Annotated in this window: 15 protein-coding genes; 6 read left to right on the forward strand and 9 right to left on the reverse strand. The window is 69.9% G+C overall.

Annotation, left to right across the window (positions count from 1 at the left end; genetic code table 11):
• Positions 1–8: 8 nt before the first annotated feature.
• From JOE59_RS00135 to JOE59_RS18590, 5 genes are all read right to left on the reverse strand, one after another.
• On the reverse strand, positions 9–938 hold the full coding sequence (locus JOE59_RS00135) for a fibronectin type III domain-containing protein (protein WP_204458208.1): 930 nt from the start codon (positions 936–938) through the stop codon (positions 9–11).
• Between the two features lie 27 nt (positions 939–965).
• Positions 966–2417, reverse strand: a complete 1452-nt coding sequence (locus JOE59_RS00140; protein WP_204458210.1) for a dicarboxylate/amino acid:cation symporter — start codon at positions 2415–2417, stop codon at positions 966–968.
• Positions 2418–2653: 236 nt separating this feature from the next.
• The gene (locus JOE59_RS00145; protein ID WP_204458212.1) at positions 2654–3085 is read right to left on the reverse strand and encodes a hypothetical protein; all 432 of its coding nucleotides are present in this window, start codon (positions 3083–3085) and stop codon (positions 2654–2656) included.
• Between the two features lie 49 nt (positions 3086–3134).
• Positions 3135–4229 (reverse strand): flavin-containing monooxygenase, encoded by a 1095-nt coding sequence (locus tag JOE59_RS00150; RefSeq protein ID WP_204458214.1) that lies wholly within the window; start codon positions 4227–4229, stop codon positions 3135–3137.
• 95 nt (positions 4230–4324) lie between these two features.
• A complete protein-coding gene (locus tag JOE59_RS18590) occupies positions 4325–5938 on the reverse strand; it encodes a helix-turn-helix transcriptional regulator (RefSeq protein WP_239560032.1) in 1614 nt (537 codons plus the stop codon).
• A gap of 416 nt (positions 5939–6354) precedes the next feature.
• On the opposite strand from JOE59_RS18590, the gene JOE59_RS00160 reads away from it, so the two are divergent.
• Positions 6355–7521 carry an RtcB family protein gene (locus JOE59_RS00160; RefSeq protein WP_204458216.1) on the forward strand — a complete coding sequence of 389 codons (1167 nt, stop codon included), beginning with the start codon at positions 6355–6357 and terminating at the stop codon, positions 7519–7521.
• A gap of 123 nt (positions 7522–7644) precedes the next feature.
• The gene (locus JOE59_RS00165; protein WP_204458218.1) at positions 7645–8202 is read left to right on the forward strand and encodes a dihydrofolate reductase family protein; all 558 of its coding nucleotides are present in this window, start codon (positions 7645–7647) and stop codon (positions 8200–8202) included.
• Positions 8203–8259: 57 nt separating this feature from the next.
• On the opposite strand, the gene JOE59_RS00170 is transcribed toward JOE59_RS00165, so the two are convergent.
• Together JOE59_RS00170 and JOE59_RS00175 are read right to left on the reverse strand one after the other, a co-directional pair.
• Entirely contained in the window at positions 8260–8736 is a 477-nt protein-coding gene (locus tag JOE59_RS00170; RefSeq protein ID WP_204458220.1) for a DUF4442 domain-containing protein, read from the reverse strand.
• A 118-nt stretch (positions 8737–8854) separates the two neighbouring features.
• Complete coding sequence (locus JOE59_RS00175; RefSeq protein WP_204458223.1) at positions 8855–9733, reverse strand: SDR family oxidoreductase; 879 nt, start codon at positions 9731–9733, stop codon at positions 8855–8857.
• A 99-nt stretch (positions 9734–9832) separates the two neighbouring features.
• On the opposite strand from JOE59_RS00175, the gene JOE59_RS00180 reads away from it, so the two are divergent.
• Positions 9833–10198 carry a winged helix-turn-helix transcriptional regulator gene (locus tag JOE59_RS00180; RefSeq protein ID WP_204458225.1) on the forward strand — a complete coding sequence of 122 codons (366 nt, stop codon included), beginning with the start codon at positions 9833–9835 and terminating at the stop codon, positions 10196–10198.
• A gap of 68 nt (positions 10199–10266) precedes the next feature.
• On the opposite strand, the gene JOE59_RS00185 is transcribed toward JOE59_RS00180, so the two are convergent.
• Positions 10267–11052: an SDR family NAD(P)-dependent oxidoreductase gene (locus JOE59_RS00185; protein WP_204458227.1), complete on the reverse strand. Its 786-nt coding sequence runs from the start codon at positions 11050–11052 to the stop codon at positions 10267–10269.
• A gap of 109 nt (positions 11053–11161) precedes the next feature.
• Here JOE59_RS00185 and JOE59_RS00190 point away from each other — a divergent pair, with 109 nt between their 5' ends.
• From JOE59_RS00190 to JOE59_RS18595, 3 genes are all read left to right on the forward strand, one after another.
• Positions 11162–11650, forward strand: coding sequence for a MarR family winged helix-turn-helix transcriptional regulator (locus JOE59_RS00190; protein WP_204458229.1), 489 nt, complete (start codon positions 11162–11164; stop codon positions 11648–11650).
• Positions 11651–11770: 120 nt separating this feature from the next.
• Complete coding sequence (locus JOE59_RS00195) at positions 11771–12181, forward strand: hypothetical protein (RefSeq protein ID WP_204458232.1); 411 nt, start codon at positions 11771–11773, stop codon at positions 12179–12181.
• A gap of 157 nt (positions 12182–12338) precedes the next feature.
• Positions 12339–13853 carry a hypothetical protein gene (locus tag JOE59_RS18595; RefSeq protein ID WP_239560033.1) on the forward strand — a complete coding sequence of 505 codons (1515 nt, stop codon included), beginning with the start codon at positions 12339–12341 and terminating at the stop codon, positions 13851–13853.
• Between the two features lie 137 nt (positions 13854–13990).
• On the opposite strand, the gene JOE59_RS00205 is transcribed toward JOE59_RS18595, so the two are convergent.
• Complete coding sequence (locus JOE59_RS00205; protein ID WP_204458234.1) at positions 13991–14362, reverse strand: PH domain-containing protein; 372 nt, start codon at positions 14360–14362, stop codon at positions 13991–13993.
• Positions 14363–14381 lie beyond the last annotated feature (19 nt).

Raw genomic sequence — 14381 nt, forward strand, 5'->3', positions numbered from 1 at the left:
CGGGCCGGTCATTCGGGCACGGATGTCTCGTCGGGCTGCTCGCCGTGGGTCGCCGCGTTCGTGCGGCGGCGGGCGATCAGCCGCTGGCCGAGCAGCGCGAGTGCGCCGACGGCCACGAGGGCGACGAGGATGCCGGCGCCGGCGAGCCATTCGGGTGCTCCGCCGTTCGAGGCGGCGCTGGTCTCGACGGCCTGCGCGGTGGGCTTCGCGGTCGATCCGGTGATGGTCACCGACTTCGACACGCTCGACACGGGTGACTCGCCGACGGCGTTCACGGCGACCAGGGTCGCTGTGTACTTGCCGGCGCCGAGCACGCTGAAGGTGTGCGAGGTCGCGGTCGCGGCGAGGGGGATCGCGGTGCCCTCGTTGAGCGAGAGCTTGTAGCCGGTCACCGGCGACCCGCCGTCGGTCGGCGCCGCCCAGATCACGGTGAGGGAGCTGCCCTTGACGGTCAGGCGCGGCGCGGCAGGCGCGAGTGGCGCCTTCGCGCCGACGGCTGCGGGTGCAGCCGCGCCTGCCGCAGCCTGCGACGCATCCGTGGTGTCACCCGACTCGTCGGAGGAGCTGCCGCCGGAGGAGCTGCCGCCGGAGGTTCCGGTGGTGCCGCCGGAAGTTCCCGTGGTGCCGGTCTTCGGAGCGGGTGCGGGTGCCGGTGCCGGGGCGGGCGCCGGGGCGGGCGCAGGAGCGGGGGCGGGTGCGGGAGCGCTGCCGCCGCCGAACGCAGGCGGCGGGTCCTCCTGCGTGCTGTCGTACGGGTACCCGCCGGCGTCCTCGCAGGCGCCGAGGTCGAAGTTGATCGAGCAGAGGTCGCAGACATCGCCTGCGGCCGACGCAGAGCTGCTGCTGATGAGCACGAGCGCGGGCACGGTGATCGCGAGCACGAGGGTCGCCGCGAAACCGCGGAGGCCGCGTGCGCGGTGGGTGGTGCGAGAGGTCATGGCGTTGCTTCCTTCTGGGTCGGCCGGTCAGTGGCGGGCGGCGAGTTCGGTCGGTGCGGCGCCAGGCCCCGAGGCATCCGCTTCGATGGCGTCGGAGTCGTTCCCGCCCGCCTCGGGGGCGTCGGCGGCGCGGTCGTCGTCGAGGTCGTCGCGGTGCACGGCCCGCCCGGCGAAGATCTCGTCATCGAGTGCGCCGGCGCGACGGGCGACGATCGCGGCGCTCGTCGCGGCTGCGGTGACGTTGGCCATCGTGCTCGCGGTGCCGGCGATCGCGCTGATCGGAATGAGCAGCACGAGCACCTCGACGGGCAGGCCCACGGCGGTGAGCACGGCCGTCGCCGTGACGATCGCCGTGCCGGGCACGCCGGCGGTGCCGAGCGAGACGAGCAGACCGAGCACGACGAGCACGACGTAGTCGAGCACCGTGTAGTCGATGCCGAGCGCGTTCACCGTGAAGACGGCGACGAGGGTCGGCCAGATGCCGGCGCATCCGGGCATGCCGATCGTCGTGCCGATCGGGGCGGTGAAGCCGGCCACCTCGTCGGAGACGCCGATCTTGCGGGTGAGCGTCGAGATCGTGAGCGGCAGCGTGCCGATGCTCGACTGCGTCGTGAACGCCGTGTACTGCGCCGGGGTCAGCAGGCGGAAGAACCGCAGCGGGTTCAGGTCGGCGAAGACCCGCAGCAGCACGCCGTTCACCAGGTAGGCGTCGACGAAGCACGCGACGAGCGCGATGACGAGCACGCCGACGAGCGCGAGCGCCGTCTCGATGCGGGCCACGGCCGTCGAGGTCGTGACGGCGACGAGGGCGAGCACCGCGTAGGGGGTCAGGGCGATGATGAACCCGACGGCCTTGAAGAGCACCCGCCGCGTGGCATCCACGAACTCCTTGAACGGGCGCACCTTCTCGGCGTTCTTGTCGGCGACGATCAGGTACGAGACGGCGATCAGCAGCGTGAAGAGGATGATCGCGATGATGTTGTTCGACGAGATGTCGCCGACGACGTTGTGCGGGAAGAGTCCGACGATGACCTCGTCGAGGGGGGCGAGCAGGCCGGTCAGCGCCGATCCGTCGACGCCGGCGAGTTCGAGGTTCGCTCCCTTGCCGATGCCCGTCGCGAGCGCCAGCCCGAGGGTCAGCAGGATCGCGATGAGGTTCGTGAGGAGCAGCCAGAAGACTGAGCTCAGGCCGATCGTGCGCAGCTTCGCGAGGCTGCCGAGCGAGGTGACGCTCGAGAGCACCGAGACGATGATGAGCGGCGCGACGACGGCCGTGATGACGTTGACGTAGATCGTGCCGATGACGTCGACGTAGTCGAGGTGCCCCTGGAATGCCAGCCCGACCCCGATGCCGACCACGAGGGCGATGACCGTGAGCAGCGTGAACTTCGCGCCGGCGCGGCGCAGCAGGAAGAGGCCGACGAAGAGCACTGCGATGAGTGCGAGGGCGGCGATCGAGAGCCAGTCGAGGTCAGCCACGACGGGCTCCGAGCGGCGCGGACGAGGTACGGATTCGGTGCATGGCACGACCGTATTGAGCGCCGGATGCCTCGGTGCGACGCGTGTCGCACTGTGAATGCCTATGACGGCATACGTCGCTCGGGGTGCTCGCCCGGCGTCATTCGATGTCGTCGAGTGGCGTACCGCGACGTCGGATGACGTCGACCGCCGTCGCCCGTATGACGTTCTGCGACGTCATCGAACCGAGCGAGCGGTCAGACGTTCACGCCGCTCGGCGCGACCTCGCCGCCGAACCAGTACGCGGGAGCCGGCAGCACGACGCCGGTCGATGCGAGCGCGATGACGGTGAAGGCGTAGACCATGATCGCGATCGTCAGCACGCCGAGCACCATGGTGATGGGCACCGCGGGGGAGACCCGCATGCCCTCGCGACGGTAGCGGGGCGCCGCCATGAAGGCGATCCACATCGAGGTGGCGGCGAATCCCGTGATCCACACCGTGCGCAGCGCGTCGCCCTCGAGCGGCGCCACGAGGGCGATCACGAGCGAGGCGATGGACATGAGCAGCCCCGTGTACGCGAAGAACCGTGCGAACCCGATGCCGCCGACCTCGTCCTCGCCCGTCCACCATGGTCCGTCGGGCCGGTCCGACTCCTCGGATCCTTCCGGCTCGCGCGCATCGCTCATGCTGCGATCGTAGAGCGGATGCCGCGGCATCCGCTTGAGGGCGCCTCCGTCAGGCGTTCGCGACGGCGGCGCGTGGTGCGCGGCTGAGCACATCGACGACGTACTCGGCGTCGCGAGCCATGCCCATCAGGGTCGCGGAGGCCACGGAGTACTGGAACGGCATGCCGACGAATGCGAGGCCCGGGCATTCGATCGCCATTCCGCGTTCTTCGATGGGGCGGCCGTCGGGGGCGACGACGCCGTCGATGCCGATCCAACCGAGGTCCGGTCGCGAGCCCGTGCACCAGATCACGGTCGTCGCCTCGACGACGCGGCCGTCGGCGGTGACCGGGCGGCCGGCCTCGACGCGCGCGATGCGGCCGAGCTGCACGACGCCTGCCCGGTCGAGGGCTGCCGGCTTGTTGCGCACGAGCATCACCCCGTGGGTCAGCACCGCCTTCCGCATCGCACGCCCCTTCGGGCTGTCGATGGTCATCCGGCGAAGGCGTGAGATGAAGACGCCGGCCAAGAGGTTGCCGATCGGGGAGTCGATGTCGACCGGCACATGACCGGGATGCCGGCCGGCGAGCGTGACGGCGTGGCCGCTGCGCGCGGCTTCGAGTGCGATGTCGGTGCCCGAGTTGGCCGCGCCGACGACGAGCACGGGGCCGTCGGCGAACTGTTCGGGGCCGCGGTAGTCGAGCGAGTGGAGCTGACGGATCGATGGATCGAGCTCGCTCGCGAACGGCGGCACGACGGCGATGCGGTGCGCGCCGGTCGTGACGACGACTCGTTCGGCGGTCACCACGTCGCCGTTCTCGAGTTCGAGGCGGAAGCGGCTGTCGCGAGGTCGGGTCAGCGACACGATCCTCGTCGAGCTGCGCACGGGGAGTGCGAAGTGCCGCGCGTATCGCTCGAGGTAGTCGCCCATCTGCACGCCGGTGGGGTAAGCGAAGCGGCCCTCATCGATGCGCAGGCCGGGCAGGCTCAGGAACGGACGAGGGGTGAACAGGCGCAGTGAACGGTAGCGCTCGCGCCAGGAGTCGCCGACGCGCGCGTGCTCGTCGAACAGTTCGAAGCGCTCGCCGTGCTGTGCGAGGCGCATGCCGACGATCAGACCTGCGGCGCCTGCGCCGATCACGGCGGTCTCGGTGATGGTGGACATGAGGTCTCCTTTTCACGCGACGCTACGGATGCCGCAGGGCGGCCGCGTCGGCAGAAATGACCAATTGCCGGGGCGTACCCGACACGGACGGACGCTCAGCGCGGCGTGTTCAACCCGTGCTCGAATGCGAACGCCGTGGCGGCGGACCGGCTGCCGAGCCCGAGCTTGCCGAGGATGTTGCTGACGTGTCGGGCCACGGTGCGTTCGCTGAGGAACAGCTCGGCCGCGATCTGCCGGTTCGAGCGGCCGCTCGCGACGAGGCGCAGCACTTCGAGCTCGCGCTTGGTCAGGCCCGCGGATGCCGCGGCACCCCCGCTCTCGGCGGCGAGACGTTCGAGCCGGTCGAGGTCGGCGACGGCGCCGAGGCCGGAGAGCACCGTGCGTGCGGCGTCGAACTCGAGTTGGGCCGCCTCCTCGTCGCCGAAGGCGCGGTTCGCGCGGGCCATGAGCACTCGGGTGACGGCGGCCTCATAGGGGGCTTCGAGTCGGCGCCAGACCGCCCACGACCGGCGCAGCAGTGGCAGCGCCTGCTCCGGGGCATCCGCGCCGATCAGGAGTCGGGCTTCGGCACGGTCGGCCTGCGCCTCGAGGAAGACGGTGCCGAGCTGGTCGGCCATGGCACGGAGCGCCGTCACGGCACGTGCGGCGACATCCCAGTCACCGTGCTCGACTTCGAGCTCGACCTGCGCGGCGAGCAGTTCGGCGCGGGCTCCCGGAGCCGGGTTCGTCTCGAGTGCGCGGGCGACACCGCTGCGGGCCGCGGCGAATCGTCGGGAGTCGCGTGCGAGCAGCGCGAACCCGGGTTGCACCTCTCGCCCGAGCTCGGCGGCATGCCGGTACGCGGCCTCGGCGTCGCGTCGGCGGCCGACGAGCCGGCAGAGCTCGCCGAGCCCGTAGTAGGCGTCTTCGAGCGTTTCGACACGGCGTTCGCGATCGCAGACGGCTTCGAGGGTGAGCACCGCCTCCGGCCATTCGCCGAGCAGGCGCAGCACCCCCGCGCGGTGCACGGAGCACTCGCCGCGGAACGGCTCGAGCCCGCGTTGCGCGTCGCACCAGTCACCCAGGTCACGGGTCCACACGCGAGCGCGATCGACGTCCCACCGATCGAGGCAGCTCGCGATGACAGCGCAGTAGGCGGGGCCCGCGACCCGGTCGCTCACCCGTCCCGAGGAGATGGCGAGCATGACGCGGTCCATGCACGCGAAGCCCTCGCCGACGCGGCCGGCGTACACGAGCGCACGACCGAGACCCATGGTCGCCAGCACCTCGGTGTCGACGTCCTCGGCACGTCGTGCGAGGTCGACGGCGCGCTCGCCGAGATCGACGGATGCCTCGACCTGGCCGTTCGCGAATGCCCCGACCGCCCGGCAGAGCGCCGCCGTCGCGGCGTTGCCCGGCTTCGTCTCCACGGAGCCGGCCAGCTCGAACAGTCGCGACATCCAGGCGCCCGCCCGCACGGCCTCGCCATGGTCGGCCAGGGTGAAGCCGAGCCAGAACACGCACCGGATCGCGGCATCCGTGTCGCCTGCGTCGAGGTAGGCGAGGTGCGCGTCATCCCACGCCCGCTCGCATTCGGCCTCACGGCCGAGGAACCACGCTGCGAGGCCCAGGGCATCGAGCTCACCGGCGGTGAGCACCTCGCGCCGGGCCGCGAGCTCGTCGTAGCTTGCGACCCAGTCGACGACCTGCACCGCGTCGGCCGGAGCCATGGCGTCAGTATGTGCCCGCCGGGGTGAGGCTCACAAGGTGCCGGTCGTCGGCGGGTGGTGCGAGCGCCGCGCAGGCCGGTGTTCCGCGCAGAGGCATTGACCTCGCGGCATCCGCGCCACTAGTGTTCCAAAGCTGCGCACTCCGCGCGGCATCCCCGGCATCTGGAAAGGAAGGTCATGACCGTGTCTCTGCAGCGCACGAGCAAGCCCTCCTTCACCGAGATCGCCGATGAGCGCTACCTGCTCAATCGCGAACTCGACCAGGTTCTCGACCCGGCACTCTGACGCCGACGCGGCAAGCCCGCTCTCTCGTCACCCCGTGCCGGTCGAGGCCCGGGGTGTTTCTCTGTCTGCGCGCGACGGGGAGCCTCGGGCCCCCGGATCAACGCAACGCACACGCAAGACAGGAAAGGAACATGGAGACCATCACGAAGCGGCTCGTCTCGTGGGCGAGCCTGATCGACGAGAAGACCGTCGACCAGGCCCGCACCTCGTCGACGATGCCGTTCATCTACCCGCACCTCGCGCTCATGCCCGACGCGCACCTCGGGCTCGGCGCCACGGTCGGCTCGGTCATCCCGACCCTCGGGGCGATCATCCCCGCGGCCGTCGGGGTCGACATCGGCTGCGGCATGATCGCGGTCAAGACGCAGTTCACCGGCGCGGAGTTGCCGGCCGATCGGCGGTCCGTGCGCGAGCAGATCGAGCGCGCCATCCCGCTCTCGGCCGGCAGGCACAACCGCAAGATCGTCGCGACCGCGGTACCGCGCATCGCCGAGCTCGAGGCGCTCGCCGAGGCGAAGGGCTTCGACCCGGCCTCGTACGCGGGCAACTGGCGTGAGCAGCTCGGCTCCCTCGGCAGCGGCAACCACTTCATCGAGGTCTCGGTCGACGAGAACGACCAGGTGTGGTTGTTCCTGCACTCGGGCAGCCGGGGCGTGGGCAACAAGATCGCACAGCACCACATCAAGGTCGCTCAGCGGCTCGCGAAGCAGTGGTGGATCGACCTGCCCGACCCCGACCTCGCCTACCTCGTCGAGGGCACGCCCGAGTTCACGAAGTACATCCGCGAGCTCAAGTGGGCGCAGCACTTCGCGCTCCTCAACCGCGAGGAGATGATGGACCGGGTCATCCGGCAGGTCGGCGAGTGGGTCGGCGCGCCGGTGCAGGAGCTCGAGCGCATCAACTGCCACCACAACTTCACCGAGAGCGAGGAGCACTTCGGCAAGCGGGTGTGGGTGTCGCGCAAGGGCGCCATCCAGGCGGACGCCGGTCGGCCCGGGCTCATCCCCGGTTCGATGGGCACTGCGTCGTACGTCGTCGAGGGACTCGGCAACCCGATGTCGCTGAACTCCTCGCCGCATGGTGCAGGGCGCACGTTCTCGCGCACGAAGGCACGGCAGACCTTCACGCACGAGCAGCTGCGCGAGGCGATGACGGGCATCGAGTTCCGCGACACCGACGCGTTCCTCGATGAGATCCCGCAGGCGTACAAGCCGATCGACCAGGTGATGGCGGATGCCGCGTCGCTCGTGACCGTGCGCCACACGCTGCGGCAGCTCGTCAACGTGAAGGGCGATTGAACCGATGGATGTCCCGGCTCGAACCAGAGCCGGGACATCCGTCGACACCCGATGTCGATCTCGCACGTTCTCGTTCGACGCCAGAATGAGAGCGGAGATACCGACTCGGAAGGAATCACGATCATGCGCACCCTCATCGTCACCGAGTTCATCAGCCTCGACGGCGTCATCGACTCGCCCGGCGGCGGCTCGCACCCGCGGGCCGGCTGGACGTTCACCGACATCCCCTTCGTCGAGGAGGCCTACGCGCTGAAGGGCAGCGAGCAGCTCGAAGCGGGCGCGATGCTCATCGGCCGCGTCAGCTACGACGAGTTCGCACCTGTTTGGCCCACGATGGTCGACGACTTCGCCGAGTACAACGCGATGCCGAAGTACGTCGTCTCGAGCACCCTGACCGACCCCGAGTGGAACAACACGCACGTGCTGCGCTCGCTTGACGACGTCGCGAAGCTCAAGGAGGGCGACGGCGCCCCCATCATCGTGCACGGCAGCGCCACCCTCGCGAAGGGCCTCGCCGCGGCCGGCCTCGTCGACCGCTACCACCTGCTCGTCTTCCCGGTGCTGCTGGGCGACGGCAAGCGCCTCTTCGGCGACGGCGACCCGTACACGCACCTCGACCTCGTCGAGTGCGAGGCCTACTCCAACGGCATCATCAAGCAGGTCTTCGACGTCAAGCGCTGAGCGGATGCCGCGGCATCCGCCTGCTCTTCCGGCCTCGTAGTCGCTCAGCCCGAGCGGCTACGGGGCCGATCCGGGCACGGTGACCCGCTTCTTCTCGCGCACGTAGACCTCGCGGCGCACCCGGGCGACGACGTCGCCGTCACGGTCGGTGATCTCGGTCTCGAACCACTCGAGCACCTTCGCGCCGCCGCGGGCGCGCTCGCGCAGTTCGGCCGTCTTCTCGGGCGGCACCGCGAATCGGGCGGTCAGCACGCCGCGGCCGGGCTTGACGAACTCGATCTCGCCGCGGGTGTCCCACACGATGTAGTCGCGCCCGATCTGGTGCATCACGAGCATGAAGAAGTAGGGGTCGGTCATGGCCGACATCGATCCGCCGAACGCGGTCTTCACGTAGTTGCGGGTGAAGACGTTGACGTGCAGCTCGACCGTCGCACTCGTCCAGTCGGGGGCGAATCGCTTCACCCGGATGCCGCTGAACAGGTTCGGAATCCACAGGCTCATGCCGAGGGCGAGGCGTCGAGGTGTCACGGGCATGCAGACGAGTCTCGCGCGCCAGATCGGATGTCGCGACCGACTTGTAGGCCGTCGACAAGCCGCGGCGGCGGCGGGACGGCACGCGTCGTGCTGCCCGCCGCCGGGTCGGGGTGTCGGATCAGGCCGCGGCGTCGTCCTCGACGGCGACGACCGCGCGCAGGCCGTCGACGAGCGTCGTCGTCGGGCGGCCGAGCAGGCGGGAGAGCGTGCCATCCGTCTGGCTGAGCGCACCACTCGCGATACCCGCGTCGATCGCGGCGACGAAGCCCGCGGTGCCGGCGTCGAGGCCGACGGCCTCGAGGGCGGCGACGTGCTCGGCGGTCGTGAGCGGCGTGTACGTCACGTCGCGTCCGACGATCTCGGATGCCGCGGCAGCGAGCTCGTCGTAGTTCCAGGCGACATCGCCGCCGAACTCGTAGACCTGGCCGAGGTGGCCGTCTTCGAGCAGTACGACGGCGGCGCCCTCGGCGAGGTCGGCACGAGTGGCGCTCGCGACGCGCCCGTCGGCCGTGGAGGCGGCGATCACACCGGTCGAGGCGGCGCGCGCGACATCCGCTGCGTAGTTCTCGGTGTACCAGTTGTTGCGCACGATCACGGCGGGAACGCCCGAGGCCGCGATGGCCTCCTCGGTCGCCTTGTGGTCGGGGGCGAGCACGAGGCTCGACGTCGTGGCGCGGGGTGCACTCGTGTAGACGAGCTTGGTGACGCCGGCGGCCTTCGCGGCGTCGATGACGTTCTGGTGCAGGTCGGCCCGGTTGCCGGGTTCGGATCCGGAGACGAGCAGCACGGTGTCGACCCCGTCGAGCGCTGCGGCGATCGTCTCGGGGCGCGCGTAGTCGAGCTCGGCGGTGCGGATGCCGCGGGCGGCGAACTGCTCGAGCTTCGAGGTGTCGCGGGCGGTCGCGATGACGTCGGCGGGGGCGGCGCCGCGGGCGAGCAGCGCGTCGACGACGAGGCGGCCGAGCTGGCCCGAGGCGGCAGTGATGAGGATGGTCATGGTGGAGCGGTCCTTCCGGTTGCGGTCACCATGGGCCAACCGGATGCCTCGCACGAACCTTCCCTCGTGGCGGTACCCACTTTGACGTAAGGTACACACATGGTGGTAAGTCTTGCGGAGATCCGGGAAACGTCTGGCGAAGTCTTCACCGACGGATGCCCCACACGCGTCGTGCTCGATCACATCATGAGCAAGTGGGGCGTGCTCGTGCTGCTCGCGCTCACCGACGGCACGCACCGCTGGGGCGAGCTGCGCCGCGAGGTCGACGGCATCAGCGAGAAGATGCTCGCCTCGACGCTGCGCACCCTCGAGGCCGACGGCATCGTGGCGCGCACTTCCTATCCCGAGGTGCCGCCGCGCGTCGAGTACGCGCTGACCGAGCTCGGCCGCGAGCTCATGGAGCACATGCTGCCGCTCGTGCAGTGGGTGGCGCTGCGCGCCGACGGCATCGTGCGGGAGCGCTGACGCGCCGGAGTCCCGCGCGGCAGCGCTCGCGAGCGGTCGGCTGTCCGGCGTCGGTACGTCTCGCCCGCTCAGACGACGGTCGGAAGCACCCCGCCGTCGGCTCGAAGCGCGGCGCCGTTCGTCGCCGATGACCGGGGGCTGGCCAGATAGGCGACCAGGCTGGCGATCTCGGCGGGTTCGATGAACCGTTGGATGAGCGACGAGCTGCGCACGAGGTTCGACTTCAGTTCGTCGGGCGACATCGAGTGGGCGGAGGCGATCTGCTCGACCGCGGCGGCGACACCGTCGGAGTAGGTCGGTCCGCCGAGGACGGTGTTCACGGTGACCCCGGTGCCTCGTGTGAGTTTGGCGAGTCCGTTGCTCAGCGCGAGCGAGGCGGCCTTCGTGGCGCCGTAGTGGATCATGTCGCCCGGCACATCGACCGCCGACTCGGTGCCGATGAAGATGATCCGCCCCCAACCCTTCTCGAGCATGGGTTCGAGGAGTCGGCGCGACAGTCGCACGCTGCTCATCACGTTGACCTCGAAATACCGCGACCAGTCCTCGTCCTCGATATCGGCGAAGCGCGCGACTTCGAAGAGCCCCACGTTGTTGATCAGCACGTCCACCTCTCCGAGCGAGTCGAGCAGGGAGTGCACCTGCGGGGGGTCTGCGAGGTCGGCTGCGATCCCGGAGACATCGCCGCCCGGAGAGGTGGCGCGGAGTCGTTCGACCGCGTCGGTGACGCGATGCTCGCTCCGCCCGTTGACGACCACAGTTGCGCCTTCGGCCAGGCATGCCTCGGCCACGGCGTACCCGATCCCCTGAGTGGATCCGCTGACGAACACTCTCTTGTCTGCGAGCTTGAGGTCCATGTCGTGCGTCGTCCTTCCCGGCTGCTGTTCACAGCAAGTTTTACTTTCCTGAGCAAGTGAACGCTACGTCAATTCACTTTCCTGAGCAAGTTTTCGCTAGGCTGGACGCATGGCTGCACCGGAATCTGCTGACGAGTTGGACGGCGACGAGCTCGCAACCTGGTCGGCCGTCGCGACACTCCTCGAGTGGGTGCCCGCGGCGCTCGACGCGCAACTGAAGCGCGATTCCGGGATCGGTCATTTCGACTTCGGAATCCTCTTCGCCCTCTCGCGGGCTGAGGATCACACCCTCCGCATGAGTGATCTTGCGGGCTACGCCAACAGCACCTTGTCGCGGCTCTCACGCGCGGTGGACCGGCACGAGCGCGAGGGTTGGGTTCGCCGCGCGCCCGACCCGGTCGATGGGCGGATCACGCTCGCGACGCTGACAAGCGAGGGCAGCGAGTTCGTTCGCGCCGCGACTCCGGGGCACGTCCAGCTCGTGCGACGGCTCGTGTTCGACTCCCTCACCAGAGCCCAGGCCCAGCAGCTGAACGTCATCAGTCGGCGGATCACGGGTGCCGTCCGCTCCGAGGGTGGTTGGCAGCCGCCGAACTGATGCCTCCGGGACGGCAGGCGAACGCGCTCACGGAGCACATGCTGCCGCTCGTGCAGTGGGTTGCGATGCACGCCGACGGCATCGTGCGCGAGCGCCGACACGACCAGTACTGTCGTCACCGTGACTCTTGCCCATGGCGCTCCGCAGCAGCCCGCTCCCGCTCCCTTCCTCGTCTCGATCGGCAACATCCATGCGACCGAGCACCATGCCGTGACGCCCGGCGGCACCTGGCAGATCGCCGATGTCAACGTCTCGACCGCCGACCAGACTCACGTGACGACGCACACTCCGGCGTGGGCGATCGTCATGGTGGTGCTGTTCATCTGGTTCTTCCTGCTCAGCCTGCTCTTCCTCCTCGCACGCGAGAGCCGCATCTCGGGGTTCATCACGGTCACCGTCTGGGGGCCCGGCGGGCAGTCGTACGTCGAGAACATCCCGGTGGCGAATGAAGCGCAGCGGGCCGACGTGTTCAACCGCGTGACGTACCTGCAGTCGCTCATCGGCCGCGAACGGCACCGACTCGGGCGCTGAACCTTCGGCGATCGCCGCGAGCATGGCGACGCCCGGGCGAGGATGCGTGCGCTGCGCGCCGAACCGCCCTACCATCGGAGGAGCGCACCGGCACCCCCACCCGACGTCGCCCCGAGTCGGACCCCCGCCCTGTCGGTGCTGCAGCCCAGGAGCCCGAGTGACGACCCATCCCGACGACCAGCCCGTGTACGGGTTCGGCGCGTCCGACGGCGAGCTCGCGCCACGGCCGGGGCGTCGCAGCGCCGATTCCGGCGGCACCCTGCGCCCGCGGCGCCTTCCCGCACCGGAGTGGGGCAGGCACCCATCGCCGCGCGACGTGCAGCGCTACTACCTCTGCAGCGAGGAGCCGAGCGGCGAGTTCGTCGAGGTCATCATTCCGGTGACCGATGCGGGTCGCATCCGCTACTTCACGACGAGCGACGGCGACAAGTTGACCGAGGTCGACGAGGACTACTTCGTGCGCCGTCGCGAGGGCAACGCCCGGTCACTCCTCGAGCTCGACGCCCGCGAGATGGCCGAGCTGCAGGCGGAGCTCGACTTCGTGCGCCCCGTGCTCGGGCGCGATCCGCTCGCCGAGGCGGCGGCTGAAGCGGCCGAGATCGCGTCGGCGGATGTCGCGGAGCCGGCGGATGCCGCGCAGGTCGCGGGTTCCGCAGCGCCCGTGGTTCCCGAGGCGACCGTTGCCGAGCCGGTCGTCGAACCGGCCGCCTTCGATGTGCCCGAATTCGACGTGGAGGTCGCGCAGTTCGACGACGACCTCGCGCTCGCCGAGGGCGAGCCGACCGAGGTCATCGACCTGCCGTACCCGGTGCCGGTGCAGGTGCTCGCCTTCGAGCAGCCCGTCGACCCAGCTCCGTCGATGCCGACACTGGAGCCCGAGCCCGAGCCCGAGCCCGAGCCTGAGCCCGAGCCGGCGCCGGCGCCTGCTCCTGCCGCTCCGGTTCTCGCGCCGCCGATCGCGCCGACGCCGGTCCCGCCGATGCCACCGATGCCGCCGGTCTTGCCGACGCCGGAGCCCCCCGCGGCCGCGGCCGCCCCCCGAGACCACGATGACGATGACGACCAGATGATCGAGGAGTACCACCCAGTGATCGGTTCCAACAGGTTCGAGCAGGTCGAGCCCGGGGCATCCGCGATGCCCGCCAATGTCACCCAGATGCCGATCTCGGTGACCGGGCCCGTCGCCCCGCTCGTGCCGGCGGTCCCGGCGGCCGCGCCGGGACACGACGTCGACGCCGCGGCGCAGGTCGCCCTCGCGAAGGGCATCGCGTTCGCCGCGCACCGCGGCCAGCTCGACCAGATCGGCGCCGAGTACATCGACCACCCGGGCCGCGTGGCCGAGCGGTTCGACCCGCTCACCGAGCCGGTGCTCGTCGCGGCGGCATGGCTGCACGATGTGCTCGAAGACACCGCGGTCACCGCCCAGAACCTGCTCGAGGCGGGCGTGCAGCCCGAGGTCGTCGAGGTCGTGCAGCTGCTGACCCGCACGCCCGGCATCGCCGACGACGTCTACTACGCACGCATCAGCGCCAACCAGGTGGCCCGCCGCGTGAAGCTTGCCGACCTCGACGACAACACCGCGCCGTGGCGCGTGCGCCGCCTCGAGTTCGAAGCGCAGGTGCGCCTCGCCGAGAAGTACCGCCACGCGCGCGAGGTGCTGAGCGCCGGCTGACTCGGCTGCCATTGCCCCTCATCGATGAGGGGCAACTGGCATACCGGTTGGGGGATCATCGAGCGCCGAGGCGTGGACCCTAGGCATGGGTCCGAGACGGCGGCCCCCGTCTCACGACGCTGCGCAGGTCAACCGGCTCAGTGCTGGAGCACCGCCCATGCGAGCAGGCTGTCGATACGCCGAACGTCGGCGCCCTTGGTCAGTTTCACCTTGATGTGGCCGGCTCGGGTCCAGAGCTCGACTTCGGCGTCACGGTCGAGAAGGCCGCCGGCGTTCTCGGTGGACCACATACTGATCGAGCTGTACGGCAGCGAGTAGATCTCGATCTTCTTTCCCGTGATGCCCTGTGCGTCGCGCACGATCAGACGCTTGGTGGTGAACGTCGCGGAATCGCGGAAGGTCTTGAACGAGGCGACGGCCTGTTCGCCTTCCACGAGCAGTGCGCTCACGTCTGCAGGAACAGGGATCTCGGTCTGCAGCGTCCAGGCGAGCATCGGTGCGGTTTCCATGTGTTTCGCGGGGTTCCTC

The organism is Agromyces cerinus (assembly GCF_016907835.1).
Taxonomy (GTDB): domain Bacteria; phylum Actinomycetota; class Actinomycetes; order Actinomycetales; family Microbacteriaceae; genus Agromyces; species Agromyces nitratus.

Excerpts from the sequence above, each read along its gene's own strand:
- JOE59_RS00135 (WP_204458208.1), bottom strand. The coding sequence starts at position 938 with ATGACCTCTCGCACCACCCACCGCGCACGCGGCCTCCGCGGTTTCGCG.
- JOE59_RS00145 (WP_204458212.1), bottom strand. The coding sequence starts at position 3,085 with ATGAGCGATGCGCGCGAGCCGGAAGGATCCGAGGAGTCGGACCGGCCC.
- JOE59_RS00150 (WP_204458214.1), bottom strand. The coding sequence starts at position 4,229 with ATGTCCACCATCACCGAGACCGCCGTGATCGGCGCAGGCGCCGCAGGT.
- JOE59_RS18590 (WP_239560032.1), bottom strand. The coding sequence starts at position 5,938 with ATGGCTCCGGCCGACGCGGTGCAGGTCGTCGACTGGGTCGCAAGCTAC.
- JOE59_RS00160 (WP_204458216.1), top strand. The coding sequence starts at position 6,355 with ATGGAGACCATCACGAAGCGGCTCGTCTCGTGGGCGAGCCTGATCGAC.
- JOE59_RS00165 (WP_204458218.1), top strand. The coding sequence starts at position 7,645 with ATGCGCACCCTCATCGTCACCGAGTTCATCAGCCTCGACGGCGTCATC.
- JOE59_RS00170 (WP_204458220.1), bottom strand. The coding sequence starts at position 8,736 with ATGCCCGTGACACCTCGACGCCTCGCCCTCGGCATGAGCCTGTGGATT.
- JOE59_RS00175 (WP_204458223.1), bottom strand. The coding sequence starts at position 9,733 with ATGACCATCCTCATCACTGCCGCCTCGGGCCAGCTCGGCCGCCTCGTC.
- JOE59_RS00180 (WP_204458225.1), top strand. The coding sequence starts at position 9,833 with ATGGTGGTAAGTCTTGCGGAGATCCGGGAAACGTCTGGCGAAGTCTTC.
- JOE59_RS00185 (WP_204458227.1), bottom strand. The coding sequence starts at position 11,052 with ATGGACCTCAAGCTCGCAGACAAGAGAGTGTTCGTCAGCGGATCCACT.
- JOE59_RS00190 (WP_204458229.1), top strand. The coding sequence starts at position 11,162 with ATGGCTGCACCGGAATCTGCTGACGAGTTGGACGGCGACGAGCTCGCA.
- JOE59_RS00205 (WP_204458234.1), bottom strand. The coding sequence starts at position 14,362 with ATGGAAACCGCACCGATGCTCGCCTGGACGCTGCAGACCGAGATCCCT.